A 20,001-nucleotide genomic window follows, 5' to 3' on the forward strand; every position below is an offset into this window, starting at 1 on the left:
TGCCGGGAATATCGCTATACCTGCTTTGCGAATTTCTCCAGGACTTTGATCATCTTTCTTTCCACATATTTATAGGGCATCTCTTCTTTGCCCGTGTAAATAAACATCAGTGCAAACTGGCGTTCAGGAATTATCCCCGGTTCGGTGTGCGCCCCGATCAAATGCTTATTCAATCGGTAGGCTTCCCGCATCAAACGTTTGATCCGGTTGCGGGCTGCCGCTTTTTTGAAGCGGCGTTTCGGGACCACAAAGCCGGCCTGGAACGGGAAGGTTCCGCGTACTTCTTCTGTTTCTCCGAAGGCAACCCGAATAGGATAAGCCGTAGCCGAGCGTGCGCCTTTCCCAAAGAGCCGACCGATCTCCTTGCGAGACTTAAGCCGCTCCTGACTATAAAATTTATAAGACAAAATAGGTGCCGGTTTATTGTTCTGGTACGGGCCGGAACGAAGGATTGTTTTATTCAGCATTGAAGGCTTTCACTACTTTGTCCATACGTTTGGCGTTTGCTCCGAGGTCGCTGTGTCCAACCCGGCTGGCACTGCGGTAGTGAATGAGCTTTGCCTCTTCGTCGAAGAGGAACTCAACGTCGTCGATGAAAGGGATGGGCCACGTTTTGAAAGTGTAGTGGAGGTAATTGTCGGTTTCTGTTTTGAGGCGGGTACGCTTCATGCCGTCGATGGCTTTCATCAGGCGCAACTTGGCGTCGGAAGTAGAGCCGATGTAAGGGATCGGGTCGCGCTTTTTAGCTTCCTGATCGGTTTGGGTAGAAACGCAATTGGGGCTTTGTGGGCAGGGCTTCAGTTCGGTTGGCATACTGGAATTAGCGTAAATTGTTTTAGACAGGGCTTCTTTGTCGGCGGCGGCAAGGTCCTGATTCAGGCTGAGGGTAGCCAGTAGCTTGTCGTCATCAATACCTCTTACTTCGGCCAGGAGTTCCGGGCCTTCGTCAGACCAAACGTAATGCAACAGTCCGTAGTTCTTTACCCCGATGAGTGGACTGATCCTGTACGCATTTTCCTCCTTCGCTGCTTCGTAGGAATGGGTAAGCCCGCTTGAGGTTACTTCGTAAACGGGGTAGTCCCCTACGTTTACCTGGCTGATTTCCGCGATGTGGCGGTCTCCGCTGATCAGAAGGGGAAGGTTGGGGCGGGTGGTATTGAGAAGAGCAAGAATACGTTTGCGTGCGGCGGGGAAATTGGCCCATTTTTCGTAGCCGTGCTCCTCGGGTAATACCTGGATACTGCTGGCGATGATGTGAGCGGAGGCGTCGTTGCTGCGCAACTCGTTTTCGAACCAGGCCCATTGAGCTTCGCCCAGGATGTCACCCGTTTTATTCTGGCCGTAACGGTGGCCATCCTCGGTTGGCGCCACCACGGCGTCGCGGAAGTAACGACTATCGAGCAGAATCACTTTAACGGTGCGGTCACCTTCTCCTACGATGTAGCTCTGGTAGCCACCTTCGCGCTGACGGACCGCCGCATCGGCGGGTACGTCGAGGAACTCGAGCAAATGGTCGCGGGCAGCAGCACGGTGTTCGTACTCTTTGCCCCCATCGTTCATCCCGTAGTCGTGATCGTCGTAGATACCGTAAACGAGTTCAGTGTTACCGATAAAACTGGCGTATTCCGGAGCTTTTTTCTGGATGTCGTACTGTTCCGGGATACCTTCGATGCCGTAACGGTCGGCGTAGATGATGTCTCCAAGCCAGAGCCATACATCGGGCTTATGTGCACCAATCACGGGCCAGTAATCCTGGGGGAGGTCCTGACGGTTACAACTGCCAAATGCAATGGTGGTTACGTCGGCTTCGTCGGCCTCGGCTTCTGTTTGCAGAACGGCGGGGCTTACGGATTTTGAAGTTTCGGCTTGCCAGAAGAGGTAGGCGATGAAGGCCAGAGCAAGGGCGAGAACAATTTTCAGGCTGGTCTTAAGCATAACGGCGGCGGACTAATTCGATGAACTCACGAGCGGTTTCTTTTTTGTCTTCTTCCATCCAGTTGAACCGGCGGGCGAGGCTTTCGAGCACGGGCTGTGCGGCGGGCATCGATCCGGAAACGTTCAGTGTGCGCAGGGTGGTATTAAGCAATTCGTTGTCGCCGCCAAAGAGGTCTCTGGTAAACAAGACCCGGTTGTTGATGGTGAGTGATTTGGTGAGGTCCTTCAGTGGCTGGCGGCCAAACGGGTTGGCATGAGGATCTTCCGCAAAAAGTTCTTTGACGGGACCGGAAGGGGTCGTGTTTACCACTGGCTCAGGAGCTGGAACGGGGCGGGGGATTTGCTCGACCGGAGCTGGCGGAGGAGTGGGCGCGGGCGCAGGTGCCGGGGCTGGTTTCGGGGCTGGTGGAGGAACGACAACCGGTTTTTCGACCTTTACAACGGGCGGCGGCGCGGGCGCCGGAGCCGGAGGAGTGGCGTCGGGCACAGGTGGTGTTACTGTTTTTGGGGTTGGGGGCGTTGTTCTTCCCGTACCCTGATCGGCGTACAATTCGTAGAGCTCCCGCAAGTAGCCGAGCATTAAGTCGCGCTCCATAGCGGAGAGTTTACCCCCATCGTCGAGCTGGAGACTTTTGTGCAACGCAGTAATGCGGCTTATCAGACGGTCGGCGGAAGACTGGGACATGGGAAGGTTGTATTTTAGTTCGTTGGTATTTGGGTACGTTGGAGCGGCCGGAGGTTGTTACTTTTGGGCGAAGATAAAATTACGTGCCGATTTAAAGGGTATTCTGGTTGCCATTACTCCGCGTGAACATATCTGAAGAATCAAAGTACCAACGAACCAAAATACCAATTCATGTTTCTGGAGCCTCATTTTAGCGGTCAACGCAGCGGATGGATAGAAGTTATCTGCGGAAGTATGTTTTCCGGAAAAACAGAAGAATTAATCCGTCGGCTGAAGCGCGCACGCATAGCCGGGCAAAAAGTAGAAATCTTCAAGCCTAAAATCGATACCCGCTACGGCGAATCGAAAGTCGTATCTCACGACAGTAATTCTTTGCTGGCTACCCCTATTTCTGATACAAGCAAATTGCTCGGGGTCTCCGAAGACGTTACCGTTGTCGGCCTCGATGAGGCACAGTTTTTTGAAGATGCTGTAGTCGATCACGTCATCGAACTTGCTAACCGGGGCAAGCGCATCGTGATCGCCGGTCTCGACATGGATTTCAGGGGAAAGCCCTTCGGCCCCATCTGCCAGTTACTGGCAGTAGCCGAATACATCACTAAGGTACACGCCATTTGCTCGCACTGCGGAGCACTGGCCACCCATTCTTACCGTAAAACCCAGAGCCAGGATACGGTTGTTTTGGGTGAAACGGACCTTTATGAAGCCCGCTGCCGGAGGTGCTACGGAATGGGGAATATCCTGGACCTTAAGTAGGAAAGATTGTAGGTAGTTGGTAGAAAACAAGGTGTTATACTGTCTTGCTATGCGCTACGCACCATATGATGCGAGCGGCTATCCCGGCAGCATTATCTTCTACCAACTACCCACTACTTTCTGTGCTTGACAAGGGACTAGTGGGCTAGTGTTTATGCCCGTGATCGTCTCCGTCACTGTGGCTGTGTCCGGCGTGGTCGCCCAACAGCTCAGCGGCAGCGCCCAGCGCTGCGTTAGTGGCCGTTTCTACTTTGGCAATGTCAGCAGCCTCCTGCTTGATGTAAGTGATGATGGCTTCGTTGTCCATGCTGCCACGGAGGTCATCCAGAGATTTGAGGTTGCCCATCCATTCCATCATACCGTCGTTGGTATCTTCGAGTTGCTCGTAAGTGGCCTCCAGCAGGTCTTTTTTGCCGGGGTCCAGATCAGGAGCTTCGAGCTGGGCGGTGATGGCTTTCTGGGCGGCGGTGATTTTGCCCATCATGGGCATTACCCGGTCGTGGCCTGCCATCATGGCGTCATAGGCCGTCTGTTGAGATGCATGAGCAGCTTCGGTAGCTGCTTTTTCTGCAGCTGCGGTGTCTTCTCCGCAGGAGGTGAAAGCGAGGGTGAAAACGAAAAGTAATGTGAGGTAACGCATAGGTTGGTTTGTTTACCTTTAAGAAAGCTTTTGCCGGGCCAAGGGTTCATTGCCTGAGCATGAATACTTGCGCCCTGACCCGGCTCTTCTTAAAACCTCTGTTTGCACCTGCGGACGCGCCAGAAAATGAGTTGCTGGAAAGCGCTCACGTTACGGGCACGAAGAAATCGCCCGTTTGTATCAGGTTCGGTCCTCTCAGCATTTTTTTGCCTTTGGTAACCGGGCCCAATCCCGATTATTTCCTGCGGTTTAGTGGATGTCGATATCTCCGTAGCTCGTTGAGATGTCCACCCGGCCGGATCCCGTGCCTTTCTTGTGTCCGGTCAGGCTTTGGGAGCTTCCGCTTTTATCGCGGTCGAAAGTTGCATTGCGGCCACTGAAGTCGATGCTCCCGTAGCGGGTACGCAGGTCGAGTTCGTAGCCGGCGTCGTCATCGATGTCGAGGTCTACGTCGATGTAGTTTACCCGGATGTAAACCCGTTCGAAGCCCGCGGCCAACTCGTCAATTTCCAGGTCGCCGTAAGAGGCATCTACTTCGAGCTCTTTGGTTACTTCGTTGATCTCTACGTCGGAGTAATTACCATCGAGAAAGATGCGTTCCACCCGCTCGACCACAAGGTCGTTGTAGTTTCCGTCGAAGCGGATTTCTCTGGCCTGCCGAACCTCCATGTCCTCGTAGCCAGCATCGACGCGGAGGCGGTCCACGGTTCCGATTTCGGTTTCGCTGTAACGGCCATCATAGCGCAGGTCTGCTGCTCTCCGGATGGTGTTGCCATCGCAATAGCGGACCCGGAAGGAACTGTTTTCGCCCAACTCGTCTATTCTTGCGGAGCCGTAGCTGACGCTGATTTCATTGCTGCCGGTGAGGTCTCCGGCTACGAGATCTCCGTAGCCGACGGTCAGGCGGGTATTACCACTCAGGTCGGGTAGCATCACATCACAGTATTTGGCGTCGGTTTCCAGGCTGGTCGAAGCTGGCATCTTCACGGTGTAATGAACTTTGAAATCGTTGGAGCCGCCGGAGTTGCTCCAGGATGGCCATTCTCCGTCGATGATGGAACGGATGATGCCCTTACTGCTGGTTTTTCCGTTGCTGATGCTGGTGATGGCCGTCGCGGTATTTGCCCCGCCGGAAAAACTGATTTCGATCCGGTCGAATGTACGGTCGGCGTCTTCGCGATCGTTAGCGGAAACTTTTACCCGGACGTCGATTTTGACTTCGTTGCGGTCCCAGGTTTCCACCCGGATGTCGCCGTAGCGATTGGTAAGGCGTACGTCTCCGCTGCCGTTCACTGAAAATGTTTCCGAGAAGGTTTTTTCGAAGTCCTGATCCGGAGTCGGAGGGTGGCCGGCTGCGCCCAGGCTTACCGGTAGCACAAAGGCAAGCACCGGCAAGAGAAAGGTTAGAAAATTAAAGTTCATTGTTTTGTTGTTGAGTAGTAGAAGCTGGAGCGCTGGAAGAAGGAAGATGCTCCTGAATTCGTAGTAAAATATTAAGTTTGGTACGGTATGTCTCGATGAGCTTATCAACGAGAGCGGCACGCTGAGAGACGGGTACTTCGAGCAAATTAGCCCGGATTTCGTTGGTTGCCGCATCAATCGCGGCAAGGTCTTTGCGCAGCTGAGGGTCATCGTTCATCATGTCCACCTTAGTAAACTGGGCGGCGATTTCCGAGCGGTAGTAAGTTTCTGTTTCGACCAGTTCAGGGCTGATCTGACGAAGTTCTGTCGCAAGTGCTTCCTCTTCGGCGGTCCGGTACCCCTGTTGGCTGCCAATCGTGAACGCTGCAAATATCAGCACCAGGAAAGAGGCTGCGATGCCGAGCAAACGCAGGGTTTGCCGGCGGCCGCGGACGGCTTTCAGGCGGGGAGCGGCTGGCTCCGAAGCCGGGGCCATCGGGGTCGCGCCGGCCTGATCCATGCTTGCGAAGATGCGGCCTTCGAGGCGAGGGGGAGGCGTTACGTCATCAAAGGCATCCCGGTTGGTGGCGATGAAGCTTTCGAGCGGGTCGGTCTCGTCGCCGCCTGAGTTCAGAGCGTCGTCAATACGGCTCCAAAGATCTGCGGGTGGGTTTTCGTCGTCGAAATGTTCGCGGTTGTTGAGGATGAAATCCTCGAGCTTATCGGTAGGCATGGGAGGATTAATTTTGATCGTTTAATAAGGCTGCCAGGCGCTTGCGGGCGCGGGAATACTGGCTTTTGCTCGTCCCGACACTGATGCCGAGAATTTGCGATATTTCTTCGTGGTCGTAACCTTCGAAAAGGTAGAGAGACAAAACAACGCGATAGCCTTCGCTCAGTTGCCTTGTGGCTTTTTTGATTTGTTCTACCGACGTTTTCTGGGCGCTGAACGCAGGTGCAGGGTCGCATTCTTCGACGGCCGAGTCGTGACGGTTGGTGTCCAGGTCTGTGGTAAGGAGCCTTCTCTTCTTCAGGTGGTCGATACACCGGTTGATCACGATGCGTTTGATCCATGCGGAGATGGAAGCATCGAAGTTGAAGGTGTCGATCTTCCCGAAAATGTCTACAAATGCGACCTGAAGTACATCTTCGGCGTCATGAGCGTGACGCAACATCCGCAGGCAGACGTTATACATCGGCTTGGCGTAATGACCGTAAAGCTTCCGCTGGGAAGTTCGGTCTTTACGCTGGCAGCCCAGGACGAGTTCGCGGTGTGTGTCGCGGTAGTCGGCGGCGGTTGGCATGGTTAATATGATTGGCTGTGCTCCCACGGGGACTTGTTCGTTGCTTGATTCATGGGTAGAGACGAAGCCGTTATGGCAGGGTTGCACACCCCTCTCAAAACTTTCTTTGCACCAGTGTTCGCGCCCCGGTCAACCTGCCGGATGCCGATGGCCGTATCGCCGGCAGTTCATGCTTATACATCTACCCGGTGCCGGTCGAGTTTAACGAGCACCGCAATCATGACCGTAAAACTAAGCAAAGATGAACCTCCCTTGGAAATGAAGGGTAACGGGATGCCGATGACGGGCATGAGGCCCATCGTCATACCTATGTTGACAAGCATGTGGATAAGGATAATGCCCGCGACACCGTAGGCATAAGCCCGGGCGAACGTCCGTTTTTGCCGCTCGGCGATGACGCTGATGCGCCAGAGCAAAGCCATAAAGGCAAGGATGATGACTGCCGAACCGATGAACCCCTGAGACTCGCCCACCGCGCTGAAGATAAAGTCTGTCTCTTGTTCCGGGACGTAGTCGTACTTGGTGATCGTCCCGTCCTCCAGCCCTCTGCCGGAAAGCCCTCCTGCGGCAATGGCAAGCTTAGACTGGGTTATGTTGTAGAGAGCACCCTGCTCGCTCATGCCCGTCGGCCTCAGCCAGGCATCGATACGGTCCTGCTGGTGTGGCCTCAGTACGTTATTGAAGGTGAAGTTGGCCGCAAATGCAATCAACACTCCCCAGAATAAGGCTCCGAAAGACAGCATAACCAACCGTATGTTCTGGCGTAAAACATGGTAGGTGGAGGCCGCGCAAAAAGCAAGGAAAAGCGCCAAAAGCACGAGCCAGCCTACCCCGATGGTGTAAGCATAGACCGAGGCGGCAAGGAGCACGATGGTCCCCGCCAGCCAGAGGCGCAACCTGCGGGGAACGGATAGTGCCATGATGATGAGCAGCAGGCCCAATAGTCCTCCGGCCAGTAGGGTAGTGGGAAACAGAATACCGATCAGGAACATAGTGGCCGTAAAAATTCCCAGCATCAGGATGAGGGGAGAGAGTCCCTCGCGGTACATCACCAGCAGGAAAGAACCGAATACGAGGGCTGATCCGGGGTCGGGCTGCAGCATGATCAGTCCGGCAGGAAGCGCCATGATGAGCAATCCGCTGCCTACAGACCCGATACTGTTGAGTTTTTCGCTCCACTGGCTGAGAAAGGCCGCCATGGCAAGGGCAGCTCCGAATTTGGCAAGTTCACTTGGCTGAAAGGTGAAACCAGCAATGCTGAACCAGGAGCGGGCGTTGTTGATTTCTTTGCCGAAAATAAGGACCAGCAAAAGCATCAAAAGGGTAATCCCGTAAATAGGATATGAGCCTTTGACCCATATATCGCGGTCTATGAAATGATGGACAATAAACCAGGCCGCTACGGATATGAGGAGCCAGATGAATTGCTTGCCCATGAAAGAACCCAGCATTTCCGGAATGTCCCAGTTGTATCCATCGGGCGGACGGCCTACGGAATACAGCATCAGCATTCCCGCCGTAACGAGAAAGATATACAAAACCACCGTAGGGAAATCGTTCCGGACTATTTTTAGGGACATGGAGCTGGAATGCAGAAAACAGAACGCAGGCAGATGGTGACAGATTGCAGCGACACAGGGTACGCTCTGCAATCAGGAATCCGGCCTGTCTTAGTACATCCGCAGTAGCTCGTTCTTGCCGACTTTGTCTTTCACCAGGTAAACGCCTTCAAACTGCCGCCCCAGGGTGTATTTGAGGCGTTCAGCTTCCTGCTTGGTTTGGAATGCTCCGGCCCGCAATTTATAGTAAGGCTTGGTGTGGACCCAGTCTACGGGAACACTTGGGTAGTTTACCTTGAATTCGCTTTCTACGGTGTTTAGCCGGTTGCGGTCGGTAGTGGCAAGAATCTGTACGCGCCAGCCATCGACTTTGGTCTCCGACTCATTCTCGGTTTGGAACAGTTCCATTAGTGCATCGATGCCCGGTTCCGTTTTTACGGTAATGTTCTGGGCAGAAAGGCTGCCTGCGTAACAGAAGATCAGGGTGTAGAGCAAAAGAGCGGAGAAGCGCTGCATAGCAGATTGTATTTTGTTTAAATAATCGACAAGCCGGAAGAGGTACCAATACGGTCAGCTCCTGCTTCAATCAACGCCTGAGCACTCTGCTTGTTCCGAATACCACCGCTGGCCTTTATTTTGATGTCAGGGTGCAAGTTAGCACGAAGGTAGCGAACATCCTCTACTGTGGCTCCGCCTTTGGTTCCCGTGGAGGTCTTCACAAAGGTCGGCTTGATGTCGTTACAGATAGCGATGATGCGGTCTTTCTCGACTGCCGTCAGTTCGCTCATCTCGATGATGATTTTGCTCACCTTGCCCTTGAGCCTGGCGGTAGTTGCTACCGCCGTCAGGTCTTGAGTGACGTAGGCCCAGTCCTGAGATTTAACCGCAGCGATGTTAATTACGATGTCGAGTTCGTCGGCTCCTTCTTCCATCGCTCTGCGAATTTCCTGGACCTTTATCGCAGTTTCGGCGTAACCGTAGGGAAACGCTACAACGGTTGCCAATTTCACGCCGGTTCCGGACAGTGCTCTGGCAGCCTGACCAACGAAGAAAGGTGGTATGCAGACAGCGTAGAAGCCACTGGCTACAGCTTCTGCACATATTCGGTCTACAGTAGCTGAGGTACAGTCGGGAGCCAGGTAGGTGTGGTCAATAAACTTATTCAAGGGTAAGATCTTGCAGCCCAGAAGCAGTTCCAAAAATAACAAAGTTCAGGTCTTCTAAAAATGAGATTTTTATCGGAGAGACTTAATAAATATACGATCACAAATTCGTTCGTCGGGAAGGAACATGACAACTGGGGGGATTAAAACCCCGGCGAACGGCTGCAATATACAGCAAGCTATGAGCTTTAGCCCTTATATTTTTTTCATATCGCCGTCGGCAGACTGCTTTGCTCCGAAATAACAGGCCAAAGAAAGAAGGCGAAAGGTAAACGAGGTCTGTCAGAATGTGCTTAACGTACTTGTGGTGCATGAAACGGCAGCCGGATACGCAATCGGGGCTGGTCGTATTCCGACCAGCCCCGATTAACAGAACAGTGCCTAAGTAGCGATTACTTACCGTGACAGTGCTTGAATTTTTTGCCGCTACCACAAGGACACATATCGTTTCGTTTGGTTTTGGCTCCGTCACGCTGGAAGGTTTCTACCTTTTGCGGCTTGCTTACGCCTTCAGCTGCCCGGCGGGCAGCTTGCTCTTCCTGGCTACGGTTCGTCGAAGTGGGGGGAGCCTGAACCTTTTTCGGTGCACGGGCTTCCTGTACGTCTTCTGGTTCGGCCAGTACCAAATCACCGGTGGCGAGGTACGTTGTGGTCTTTTCGTTCGTCATCCGGATAAGGCCTTCGAATAGCTTGTAAGCCTCCATCTTGTAAACGACCAGAGGGTCTTTCTGCTCGAAAGAGGCGAGCGAAGTAGCGGTCTTCAGTTCGTCCATAGAACGGAGGTGCTCCTTCCAGTGATCATCGATGATGGCAAGTGTAACCGTTTTCTCGATGTCAGAGATGATACTGCGACCGTTGCTTTCGAGGGCCTTTTCGATGTCGGCTGTGATAACGAAAGGATGTGTGCTACCATCGGTAAATGGAATGATGATGCGCTTGTAGCGACCGGGCTGTTCTTCGTGAACCCGACGAATTGTCGGCATAACACGATCGACCAGCAGCAGCATTTTGCGTTGGTAGAAACCCTGGAACTCTTCGAGAAGACGATCCGCAAGGCTGTTCACATCCCTGGTTTCGTTGAAGTCAGGGGCCTGGATGCTGGTGTCGAAACCGAGGAGACGTTGTACTTCGAAGCGGAAATTGTCGTAATCGTTATTCTGCTTGGAGACGTAAACGATGTCGTCGATCAAACCTTCGAACATCGTATTGAGGTCCAGACTGAGACGCTCACCGCTAAGTGCATTGTTGCGTTTGCGGTAGATGGCTTCACGCTGGATGTTCATTACGTCATCATACTCCAGAAGGCGCTTACGGGTTCCGAAAGCGTTCTCTTCCACTTTTTTCTGGGCATTCTCGATAGACTTGGTAACGATACCCGCCTGGATGACGTCGCCTTCCTGGTGGCCGGCGCGGTCCATCCATTTAGCGATTCGCTCGCTCTGGAAGTAACGCATCAGTTTGTCTTCGAGAGATACATAGAACTGGCTGGATCCGGGGTCTCCCTGGCGGCCGGCACGGCCGCGCAACTGGCGGTCTACCCTCCGGCTATCGTGCCGTTCGGTACCGATGATGGCGAGTCCGCCGGCATCGATGACTTCCTTAGACAGTTTGATATCCGTACCACGACCGGCCATGTTGGTGGCGATGGTGACTTTACCCGGGCGACCGGCTTCGGCAACGATGTCGGCCTCGCGCTGGTGCTGCTTGGCGTTGAGGACATTGTGGTCGATGCCGCTTGCTTGCAGTACGCGGCTTAGTTTTTCACTGATTTCAACGGTGGTGGTACCGACCAGTACAGGACGGCCCTGCGCAACGAGCTTTTTGACATCTTCGATTACAGCGTTGTACTTCTCCCGCTCGGTTTTGTAGATGAGGTCGTTGCGGTCGTCGCGTTGGATAGGACGGTTGGTAGGAATAACTACTACGTCGAGTTTGTAGATATCCCAGAATTCTCCGGCTTCCGTTTCTGCCGTACCGGTCATGCCGGCCAGCTTGTGGTACATCCGGAAGAAGTTTTGCAGGGTCACCGTCGCGTAGGTCTGGGTGATCTCGCCAACCTTCACGTTTTCTTTGGCTTCCAGGGCCTGGTGGAGACCATCGGAGTAGCGGCGGCCTTCCATCATCCGGCCGGTTTGTTCGTCTACGATCTTTACCTGACCTTCCATCACGACGTATTCGCTTTCGCGCTCGAAGAGGGTGTACGCCTTGAGGAGTTGGTGGATGGCATGAAGGCGTTTCGACTTGACGCTGAAGTCCTGACTGATTTTGTTTTTGGCCAGTACTTTTTCCTCGTCCGAAAGGTTGGGGTCTTTATCTACCGCGGCCATATCATCAGCCAGGCTGTTCATGACGAAGAAGTTAGGGTCGTCGTTGTATTTGCTGAGAAAGGCTACGCCACGATCGGTAAGGTCTACCTGGCGGTTCTTTTCATCGATGGTGAAGAGCAATTCTGCGTCGACTTCTCCCATCCGTTTATTGTTCTCGGCCATGTAGGTGTTGTCGGCCTTCTGAAGCATCACCTTTGTTCCTTCTTCGGAGAGGAACTTGATGAGGGGACGACTTTTGGGCATCGCACGATGCGCACGGAGAAGAGGAAGCCCTGCTTCGCCTTCCTCTACACCAACGTAGCCTTCTTTGAAAAGCTTTTTGGCCTCGGTGAGGAATTTGTTGGCAAGTTTTTGCTGCGCAGCAACGAGGGTTTCGATGGTAGGCTTGAGCTCTTCGTAGTCTTTATCGTCGGCATTGCCGGTTACCGGGCCGGAGATTATGAGTGGCGTACGGGCATCGTCGATCAGGACAGAGTCTACCTCATCGATCATGGCGTAGTGGTGCTTGCCCTGAACTTTGTCGTCCTGGCTGCGCACCATATTATCGCGCAGGTAATCGAAGCCAAATTCATTGTTGGTTCCGTAGGTGATGTCAGACTTGTAAGCGAGCTTCCGTTCCGGACTGTGGGGACGGAAGTAATCGATACAGCTAATGCTGAGCTGGAGAAACTCCATAAGAGGGCCGATCCATTCAGCATCCCGCCGGGCGAGGTAGTCATTGACGGTAATAACGTGGACACCCTGGCCACTCAGTCCGTTAAGGTAAGCGGGCAGCGTGGCAACCAGGGTTTTACCCTCACCGGTCTGCATCTCGGATATTTTACCTTCGTGGAGCGCAATACCACCGATGAGCTGTACATCGTAGTGAACCATCTTCCAGACGATTTCGCCGCCGGCCGCCGTCCATGTATTGGAGTAGACGGCTTCGTCGCCATCAATGGTGATATGGTCTTTTTTAGGATTTGCGGCAAGGTCGCGGTCGGCCTGCGTAGCGGTTACCCTTAGTTCGCCCTGTTCGGTAAGGCGGCGGGCCGCTTCTTTGACGGTAGCAAAGGCTTCGGGCAGAATTTCTTTGAGAACAACCTCAAGCTCTTTATCGCGCTGTTCCTTAAGGCTGTCAATCTCTTTATAAATATTATCTACCTCTCGGAAGCTGTCCTCGGTTTGAGCTTCTTCCTTCAAGCGCGCGATGGACGCATCTATTTCGGACAGATGCTCAGCAATCCGGGTGCGGAAAGTATGGGTCCGGTTGCGGAGTTCATCGTTCGAAATCGCCGACAGCGTGGCGTAAACTCTATTGATCTCTTCAACAATAGGCATGTAGTTGGCGACATCACGGTCCTGCTTATTGCCGAAAATTTTGCCGAGCATCTTCTTAAACATAGCTTGCTATTTAAAACGAATCCTTTGCACCTGCGTCCGCGCCACAAATTCCCGAGAAGGAATAAGGTGGTTCCAAAACTGATTCGGAACCTCGAAAAAATAACGTCCTGATGTATACTGGCCGCTTCAGATTTCGCGAAATCACCGGGCGGAAAAGTTCCGCGTCGATTTTTTTAAGACTGCAAAGATACCGCAGCCAACGCAAGATGCGCTAATATCGGGCCGGAGGCTAAGTGTAGACAATATGTCATGCTTTTGTCGCCAAACCTGACAACTTGGAGCGCAAGGTCATTAACAGGTGAAACGAAGCGACAGTTTTGTGCGCAGCCAAAAGAAAACCCCTGACCGTCTCAGGCCAGGGGGCCCCCTAGAAGGTTGCAAAAATGGAATACAACTTTAAAGGCTTCGTCGTCAGGAAGTGGTGTAAGCGAAAAGGCGGAGGAGCATGCCCGCTCCTCCGCTGATGACTAAAAACTCACTCAAAACATGTACAGAATAAAAGGGTCAGATCTTTATTAGCTGAGAAATTATGGAGTGTTTGCTATCAATTGTTTGCTACACAAAGATAGTTTTTAATTGAAAAGCAAACAACTTATTTGATTATTATTTTCTCCGTTTGGCTATTTGTCATTTTTTTGCGTTTAGATGCTGTCGGGTGTTCTCTTTTTAGCCTGTGCCTAACTTTGCTGGATGAAGAAGCTGAATATATCTGTCCTCGGTTGTGGCTGGCTAGGCCTGCCGTTATTGAAGTCGCTCGTTTCCGACGGGCATCACGTAAAAGGCAGTTCCCGAAACGAGAAGACCTTATCTGATATCCGCGACGCTGGCGCGGAGGCTTTTGCCATTGATTTACCGCAGTCTGTTCCGCAAGGATTTATGGAACGCTGTGAAGTTTTGATTATCACCCTTCCACCCGGAGGGCGGAAACTGGGCCCCGATGCCGAAAGCATTTATCTGCAGCGTCTGGAGTCGTTGTCTCCCTGGCTGAGTTCCCCCCATGGGCCAGCGATTATCTACACCAGTTCGACCGGCGTTTACGGAGAGCAGACGGGAGTGGTTGCGGAAAGCGCTTTGACGAAGCCGGAAACGTTTTCTGCCCAAGCAGTTTGCAGGGCCGAGGAATGGCTGGCTGGTACGGGGTGTCCGCTTATTGTACTCCGGTTGGCAGGGCTGGTGGCTTCAGATCGTCATCCGGGCCGCTTTTATGGCGGCAGGAACCGGAAAATCCCGCAGGCCGACTCTCCCGTTAATCTGGTGCACCGCAAGGATGTCATCTCTGCGGTAAAACTTTGTCTGAGCAACAACGAGAAATTCCCGGTGGTATATAACGTTTGTTCCGGCAGTCATCCCGCTAAAGGAGATTTCTATACCGCTGCCGCTGAATTACTGGGGTTGGAGGTAGCAGGAAGCACTCCCGGCGGTGCCGAGGGTAAAATTGTCGACTCCTCTAAACTGAGGGCTCGTGGGTGGGAACCAGGCTGGGATGATTTGGATATTAAGGCCTTAAGCCTTTCTTAACGATACAGGGATGTTACCTTTTTTCAGGAGTGCCGTCATAAGTGTGTATTCAACAAAGATTCAGGCTACAAACAAACACAGTCTTAAAAAGGAAACTGAAAGAGATAATCCCACAAGCAACACTTGCACAGGTTTTCAGCGTAATCCCACGAACAGATTTTAGATTTTACAGCGTGTCCAGAAATAACTACGAACCAAAGTGATCCCCCCAATAACAGTGTGTTAGAATTATTTGTGTCGCTCCCCACTCCGGGGGGCGACACTTTTTTTTGAGGCGTACTCTGCGTTTAAACAGGTTTTTGGCCGGGGGGCGGTCCGATATTAGGCCGTCAGCAATTTTTGTTGCTAACTTTCACGCTTTGTATTACGCCCGCTACCAAAGAATTTTTAACTGTGAGACTTACCCTGATACTGATTGCAATGTTCCCGATTTTGCTCTCAGCCCAGCTTAATTCCGGTGATCCAACCATCGCACCTTCATCTACTGCTGTCCGAATACCCAACGGTATTACGTTAGATGGTAACCCCGACGAGTCGGTCTGGAAAGCGAGCAAACCCGCAACGGGGTTTTGGGAAACCTTCCCCTCCGATACGTCCCTGGCTCAAGACCAGACCGAAATCTACTTCGGCTACGACGACGATAATCTTTACGTTGCCGCCAAATGCTACGTTCGGGGCAAAGACTTCGTCATCCCCAGTCTGCGCCGGGATTACAGCGCCGGTGGCAACGACAACCTGACCTTTCTTTTTAATCCGTTCAAAGACAAAACCAACGCCATCGTCTTTGGAATGAATCCCCTGGGCGTAACCCGCGAAGCACTCATTTACAACGGTGGCGAAAGCGGTGGCGACTTCCGGGATGAATGGGACAATAAGTGGAGAGGCGAGAGCTACATCGGAGACAACTACTGGTCGGCCGAGCTCATTATCCCGTTCACGAGCCTGCGGTTTCCGGACGGTGACCCGCAGTGGTATTTCAACTCTTATCGCTTCGATACCCAGTCGAATACCCGCTCTACCTGGCACCATATTCCGCAGAATCAGATCATCATGAGCCTGGCTTACATGGGGACGATCGACTTTATCGGGGGCGCGCCTAAGGCGCGCGGAGGCAACCTGACGGTGATCCCTTACGTTGGCGGTAATTTCGTAAAAGATTACGAGGCGGGGACGCAGGTGCAATGGGACGGTGACGTGGGCGGAGACGCGAAAGTCGGCATCGGATCGGGCCTCAACCTCGACCTTACCGTCAACCCCGACTTCAGCCAGGTCGAGGTCGATGCGCAGGTGATTAATACCACCCGCTTCGAAGTGTTTTTCCCGGAACGCCGGCAATTCTTCCTGGAGAATGCAGACTTGTTCAGCTCCTTCGGCTTCGAAGATACGAACCCTTTCTTCAGCCGCAGAATAGGAGTTACGCGGGATACGACCACCGGCGTTGCGATTCAAAATCCTATCTACTACGGTGCCCGCCTGAGCGGCAAGGCCAACGACGATTACCGCATCGGCCTGCTCAATATGCAGACGGCTCCTAACTTCGATCAGGGGTTACCGAGCTACAACTATACTGTAGCGGCTACTCAACGTAAAGTCGGAGCACGTTCCGCCCTTGGCGGAATCTTCGTCAACAAGCAGAATTTTGGCAAATTCACGGATTCTACTGAGACCAACTCTAATTTTAACCGGGTAGCGGGCATCGATTTCAACCTGGCGACAAAAGACAATAAATGGAACGGGAAGACCTTCCTGCACCGAAGCTTCTCCGACAAGGACAACGGCGACGACTACGTCCACGGCCTCTCGCTGGAGTTCCGGGAGCGCCACTGGAACGTTGGTTATACCCATGCTTACGTAGGGGAGGAGTATAAAGCCGAAGTCGGTTTCGTTCCGCGCAAAGGCTTTTTCACCGCAGCGGTTGAAGCTGAACGCATCGATTATCCCGATAACCCTAATGTGGTCCAGAAAGGCCCCTCCATCGAGGTGCGTGCTTTTTCTCAGCCGGGAGACGGAATCACCGATTACAATTACGATATCAGCTACGGCTGGCAGTACGCCAACACCAGAAGGCTATCCTTCGGAGCCGGTTTTCAGAACATTTACCTGTTCGATGCATTTGACCCCACCCGAACGAGCGCGACCCCGTTACCTGGTCGCCGCGATTACGGTTACTGGCGGGTTGGTGTGGATTACGAAAGCGATGAGCGTAAGAAATTCAGCTCCAGTTTCGGGGCCGATGTCGGAGAGTTCTTCAACGGTTACAGTTATGGTGTTGGCGGCGGACTGGTCTACCGTTATCAGCCGTTCGGGGCAATCAACCTGCGTTTCAACTACCAGTACATCGACTTGCCGGAGCCTTACGCCAGTACGGCTCTTTTTCTCGTTGGCCCGCGCATCGACCTCACCTTCAGCAAGTCTGTTTTCCTGACCACTTTCCTACAATACAACGAACAGCTGAACAACTTCAACCTGAACGCTCGTTTGCAGTGGCGCTTTGCGCCGGTATCCGATTTCTTTCTGGTTTATACCGACAATTACGATACCCTCGGCTGGACGGCACGGAACCGGTCACTCGTCGCTAAGGCTACTTACTGGCTGAATATTTAACGGTGGAGGAGCTGTCCTCCGAACGGAGCACAAATAGTTCATTCCGCCTCCCTCATCTAAAATGAGCAAGCGAAGCGCCGTAAATAGTGCCTGCGGCAGCACTATCAGCTACGAACTACCTTCTCTCTACTTCAACTCCTGCCCGGGTACCCCTTTACCACCGATAATTTCTACGTCTTCGGGACCGAACCGGAACTGAGTGTAGGTAATCGTTTTACCCAGGCCTTTGTGTAATTTCTCGTAGTACGTTTCCGTGCTCAGTTCAGGGATGGGAAGTGGCTTGCTGTAGATGTCGTGATCGTGGTAAAGCACTTCAACGGCGGGTTGCTCGGCGAAGGTTTCCTGGGTCCATTCGTAGAGTTCACGACTATCTGTTTTCAGGTGGACGAGGCCGCCGGGCTTCAGAATGTGACGGTATTGCTTCAGGTAGCGCGCAGCGGTGAGGCGGCGGTTCTCTTTACCCTTCTTGAGGAAGGGATCGGGGAAGGTGATCCATATCTCATCCACCTCGCCGGGGGCGAAGAAGGTGGAGATGATCTCGATACGAGTACGGAGGAAAGCGGCGTTTTCCAGCTTACGTTCAATGGCAATTTTGGCACCTTTCCAGATGCGGGCTCCTTTGATGTCTACACCAATGAAGCTCCGGTCAGGGTACTGGCCGGCAAGGTCTACGGTGTATTCTCCGCGGCCACAGGCGAGTTCGAGTGTGATCGGGTTGTCGTTGCCGAAGTGCCCCTGGGCCCAGTTGCCTTTGCGGTCGACGGGGAGTCCTCCCTCGCCAACCAGTTCCGGGTTGCGGGGGTCGAAATTTTCGTAGACGTTGGGGAGTTGGAGAATCTCCGCGAATTTCTGCAGTTTGTTGCGGGTGGCCATGGAATTGTAGCTTTGGGGGCGCAAAGTTAGTTCGTTGATGCGTTAGTTTGTTGGCTTAGCGCAAAAACAAGCTGACGGATCAAATTACCGACGACCCAAAATACGAACGAATCCACCAGCTAATGAATATTCTAATCACCGGCGTATCCTCCGGCATCGGAGCCACCACCGCAGAACTCTTACTGAAGTCTGGCCACCACGTTTACGGCACGGTTCGGAAGGCGGGCGATGCCGGTCAACTCACCCGGCATCCTGCGTTCAGCGCCCTGGTCATGGACGTCACGGACCGGCCAGCGATTGTAGAGGCAATGGCGACCATCAAAGCCACCGGACAACCGCTCCACGCCGTAATCAATAATGCTGGAATTGCCGTCTCCGGCCCGCTGGAAACCATCGCAGAGGAGGATTATCGCAAACAATTCGATGTGAATGTATTTGGTAATCTCGCCGTAAGTCAGGAAGCCCTGCCGCTGCTGCATGCCGCCCGCGAAGCCGGAGAAACGAACGTGAAAATCATTAACGTCGGTAGTGTGTCGGGCTACGTGACTGCGCCGTTTACCAGTCTTTACTCGGCCAGTAAATTTGCTGTGGAAGCGCTCACCGATGGCATGCGCCGCGAACTCATTCCCTTCGGCATCGATGTCCTCAGCGTAGCTCCCGGCCCCGTTAAAACACCTATCTGGAAGAAAGGAAAAACCCAGACGAAAGCTTTTGAGGGAAACCGTTACTCGCATATTCTCAGCAAACTCGCGGCTTACACCGAAGGTGCCGAAGCCGGTGGCGTAGAGCCGGAACTGGTAGCCGGTATCATCCGGGATATGCTGGAAAGTGACCGCCCGCGCCCGGACCGACTCGTCATGAAAAGGAACTGGGTTATCCGGCTGCTTATGTTGGCTCCGAAGCGCTGGCAGGACAAATTATTCCTGAAAAATATGGAATCCAATAAACGCTACTGATCGGGTGCAAATGGCGGTTTCCGGGATAAGACTCCGGGAGGTTTCCTGCCTGGAATACGCTCTGAGTTCCCGGGGGCAGTAGTGGCCGTGTAGAGATTTTTGTGATCCGCAAAACCAGAACAGAAGAAACCCGTTCATATTTGAAATGACTTCCCGCCACTACTCCCAACTTTACCGGCAGCTACGCGACCTGGATCCTCACGATTACCAGAAGGTTATTCGTCGTTACGAAGAAAAAGAAACAGAGCTCGGCCGTCTTGATACGCTGGAATATTTCGAGCTTACGGTTTTCTATACGGACGCCCTGTACCAAACCGGTGCTTTCCGGCAGCACCAACTTATGGTCGATCTGGTAATCGAAACGAGTATCAGGGACAGCTTCGTGGAAGTTGAGGATTTCTGCGAAGACATCTATCAGTTCATGCTTTTCCGCAAAGCCGCCGCTGCTTATCGTTTACGCGATTTCGAAACGGCTATCCACATCGGCCGTGAGTTGATCCGGATCGATAGCGGCCGGAGATTGTATGTCCGCTTTCTCCGGACGGCCCTGTTCAAAGAGCAAATTAACATATTGCAATTCGGCCGTGCGGCGTTCATCTTTTTCACCTTGTTTGCTGCACTGCTGATTACCATCAACCTATTGTTTGTGGCCAACTTCAGCCCCGCGCATGTATCTGTTTTCAGATGGGTTATCGGCGGTGTTTTTACCTTAGGGCTTGCGTTGCTGGCGGGTAGCTACGGTTTTGCCGCATGGCGGGCCCACCGGCAGGCTTTCGGGTTTCAGCAGAACCAAGTGAACAAATAGGATAATTTGTTGCTGAATTAACAGGGGGTTAAACCCAATAAGAAAGCAGGAAGCAATTTTTTATAAAACCACCCTTACCTTTGCATTTAAAC

17 protein-coding genes are annotated in these 20,001 nt (G+C 52.9%); 5 read left to right on the forward strand and 12 right to left on the reverse strand.

Annotated elements, in window-relative coordinates:
• Window positions 1-14: 14 nt before the first annotated feature.
• The 3 genes from FUA23_RS13585 to FUA23_RS22315 are packed head-to-tail and all read right to left on the reverse strand — an operon-like array spanning window position 15 to window position 2,620.
• Window positions 15-467 (reverse strand): ribonuclease P protein component, encoded by a 453-nt coding sequence (locus tag FUA23_RS13585; RefSeq protein ID WP_147931295.1) that lies wholly within the window; start codon window positions 465-467, stop codon window positions 15-17.
• A complete protein-coding gene (locus FUA23_RS13590) occupies window positions 457-1,935 on the reverse strand; it encodes a DUF1499 domain-containing protein (RefSeq protein ID WP_147931296.1) in 1,479 nt (492 codons plus the stop codon). The genes FUA23_RS13585 and FUA23_RS13590 overlap by 11 nt, the downstream gene beginning before the upstream one ends.
• Window positions 1,928-2,620 (reverse strand): hypothetical protein, encoded by a 693-nt coding sequence (locus FUA23_RS22315; protein WP_187271021.1) that lies wholly within the window; start codon window positions 2,618-2,620, stop codon window positions 1,928-1,930. The genes FUA23_RS13590 and FUA23_RS22315 overlap by 8 nt, the downstream gene beginning before the upstream one ends.
• A gap of 171 nt (window positions 2,621-2,791) precedes the next feature.
• On the opposite strand from FUA23_RS22315, the gene FUA23_RS13605 reads away from it, so the two are divergent.
• Window positions 2,792-3,376: a thymidine kinase gene (locus tag FUA23_RS13605; protein ID WP_147931299.1), complete on the forward strand. Its 585-nt coding sequence runs from the start codon at window positions 2,792-2,794 to the stop codon at window positions 3,374-3,376.
• Window positions 3,377-3,521: 145 nt separating this feature from the next.
• Here FUA23_RS13605 and FUA23_RS13610 read toward each other — a convergent pair whose 3' ends face one another.
• From FUA23_RS13610 to secA, 8 genes are all read right to left on the reverse strand, one after another.
• Window positions 3,522-4,016, reverse strand: coding sequence for a hypothetical protein (locus tag FUA23_RS13610; protein ID WP_147931300.1), 495 nt, complete (start codon window positions 4,014-4,016; stop codon window positions 3,522-3,524).
• A gap of 249 nt (window positions 4,017-4,265) precedes the next feature.
• Complete coding sequence (locus tag FUA23_RS13615) at window positions 4,266-5,438, reverse strand: DUF4097 family beta strand repeat-containing protein (protein WP_187271022.1); 1,173 nt, start codon at window positions 5,436-5,438, stop codon at window positions 4,266-4,268.
• Window positions 5,428-6,150, reverse strand: coding sequence for an anti-sigma factor (locus FUA23_RS22320; protein WP_187271023.1), 723 nt, complete (start codon window positions 6,148-6,150; stop codon window positions 5,428-5,430). Before FUA23_RS22320 ends, FUA23_RS13615 begins: the two co-directional genes overlap by 11 nt.
• Before the next feature lie 7 nt (window positions 6,151-6,157).
• The gene (locus tag FUA23_RS13620; protein WP_147931302.1) at window positions 6,158-6,721 is read right to left on the reverse strand and encodes an RNA polymerase sigma factor; all 564 of its coding nucleotides are present in this window, start codon (window positions 6,719-6,721) and stop codon (window positions 6,158-6,160) included.
• A 173-nt stretch (window positions 6,722-6,894) separates the two neighbouring features.
• Entirely contained in the window at window positions 6,895-8,301 is a 1,407-nt protein-coding gene (gene rodA / locus FUA23_RS13625) for a rod shape-determining protein RodA (RefSeq protein ID WP_147931303.1), read from the reverse strand.
• Between the two features lie 90 nt (window positions 8,302-8,391).
• Window positions 8,392-8,796: an SPOR domain-containing protein gene (locus FUA23_RS13630; protein ID WP_147931304.1), complete on the reverse strand. Its 405-nt coding sequence runs from the start codon at window positions 8,794-8,796 to the stop codon at window positions 8,392-8,394.
• 17 nt (window positions 8,797-8,813) lie between these two features.
• On the reverse strand, window positions 8,814-9,446 hold the full coding sequence (deoC, locus tag FUA23_RS13635) for a deoxyribose-phosphate aldolase (RefSeq protein ID WP_147931305.1): 633 nt from the start codon (window positions 9,444-9,446) through the stop codon (window positions 8,814-8,816).
• Window positions 9,447-9,835: 389 nt separating this feature from the next.
• Window positions 9,836-13,153 (reverse strand): preprotein translocase subunit SecA, encoded by a 3,318-nt coding sequence (gene secA, locus FUA23_RS13640; RefSeq protein WP_147931306.1) that lies wholly within the window; start codon window positions 13,151-13,153, stop codon window positions 9,836-9,838.
• 690 nt (window positions 13,154-13,843) lie between these two features.
• Here secA and FUA23_RS13645 point away from each other — a divergent pair.
• Window positions 13,844-14,671, forward strand: coding sequence for an NAD(P)-binding domain-containing protein (locus tag FUA23_RS13645; protein ID WP_147931307.1), 828 nt, complete (start codon window positions 13,844-13,846; stop codon window positions 14,669-14,671).
• A 393-nt stretch (window positions 14,672-15,064) separates the two neighbouring features.
• Window positions 15,065-17,275, forward strand: a complete 2,211-nt coding sequence (locus FUA23_RS13650) for a DUF5916 domain-containing protein (protein WP_147931308.1) — start codon at window positions 15,065-15,067, stop codon at window positions 17,273-17,275.
• A gap of 126 nt (window positions 17,276-17,401) precedes the next feature.
• On the opposite strand, the gene trmB is transcribed toward FUA23_RS13650, so the two are convergent.
• The gene (trmB, locus tag FUA23_RS13655; RefSeq protein WP_147931309.1) at window positions 17,402-18,148 is read right to left on the reverse strand and encodes a tRNA (guanosine(46)-N7)-methyltransferase TrmB; all 747 of its coding nucleotides are present in this window, start codon (window positions 18,146-18,148) and stop codon (window positions 17,402-17,404) included.
• A 122-nt stretch (window positions 18,149-18,270) separates the two neighbouring features.
• Here trmB and FUA23_RS13660 point away from each other — a divergent pair, with 122 nt between their 5' ends.
• Window positions 18,271-19,104, forward strand: coding sequence for an SDR family oxidoreductase (locus tag FUA23_RS13660; RefSeq protein WP_147931310.1), 834 nt, complete (start codon window positions 18,271-18,273; stop codon window positions 19,102-19,104).
• Window positions 19,105-19,249: 145 nt separating this feature from the next.
• Entirely contained in the window at window positions 19,250-19,909 is a 660-nt protein-coding gene (locus FUA23_RS13665) for a hypothetical protein (RefSeq protein WP_147931311.1), read from the forward strand.
• Window positions 19,910-20,001 lie beyond the last annotated feature (92 nt).

The organism is Neolewinella aurantiaca (genome assembly GCF_008014675.1).
In the GTDB taxonomy this organism is placed as follows: Bacteria; Bacteroidota; Bacteroidia; order Chitinophagales; family Saprospiraceae; genus Neolewinella; species Neolewinella aurantiaca.

Coding starts and splice junctions, on each gene's coding strand:
- FUA23_RS13585 (WP_147931295.1), bottom strand. CDS start 467: ATGCTGAATAAAACAATCCTTCGTTCCGGCCCGTACCAGAACAATAAA.
- FUA23_RS13590 (WP_147931296.1), bottom strand. CDS start 1,935: ATGCTTAAGACCAGCCTGAAAATTGTTCTCGCCCTTGCTCTGGCCTTC.
- FUA23_RS22315 (WP_187271021.1), bottom strand. CDS start 2,620: ATGTCCCAGTCTTCCGCCGACCGTCTGATAAGCCGCATTACTGCGTTG.
- FUA23_RS13605 (WP_147931299.1), top strand. CDS start 2,792: ATGTTTCTGGAGCCTCATTTTAGCGGTCAACGCAGCGGATGGATAGAA.
- FUA23_RS13610 (WP_147931300.1), bottom strand. CDS start 4,016: ATGCGTTACCTCACATTACTTTTCGTTTTCACCCTCGCTTTCACCTCC.
- FUA23_RS13615 (WP_187271022.1), bottom strand. CDS start 5,438: ATGAACTTTAATTTTCTAACCTTTCTCTTGCCGGTGCTTGCCTTTGTG.
- FUA23_RS22320 (WP_187271023.1), bottom strand. CDS start 6,150: ATGCCTACCGATAAGCTCGAGGATTTCATCCTCAACAACCGCGAACAT.
- FUA23_RS13620 (WP_147931302.1), bottom strand. CDS start 6,721: ATGCCAACCGCCGCCGACTACCGCGACACACACCGCGAACTCGTCCTG.
- rodA (WP_147931303.1), bottom strand. CDS start 8,301: ATGTCCCTAAAAATAGTCCGGAACGATTTCCCTACGGTGGTTTTGTAT.
- FUA23_RS13630 (WP_147931304.1), bottom strand. CDS start 8,796: ATGCAGCGCTTCTCCGCTCTTTTGCTCTACACCCTGATCTTCTGTTAC.
- secA (WP_147931306.1), bottom strand. CDS start 13,153: ATGTTTAAGAAGATGCTCGGCAAAATTTTCGGCAATAAGCAGGACCGT.
- FUA23_RS13645 (WP_147931307.1), top strand. CDS start 13,844: ATGAAGAAGCTGAATATATCTGTCCTCGGTTGTGGCTGGCTAGGCCTG.
- trmB (WP_147931309.1), bottom strand. CDS start 18,148: ATGGCCACCCGCAACAAACTGCAGAAATTCGCGGAGATTCTCCAACTC.
- FUA23_RS13660 (WP_147931310.1), top strand. CDS start 18,271: ATGAATATTCTAATCACCGGCGTATCCTCCGGCATCGGAGCCACCACC.
- FUA23_RS13665 (WP_147931311.1), top strand. CDS start 19,250: ATGACTTCCCGCCACTACTCCCAACTTTACCGGCAGCTACGCGACCTG.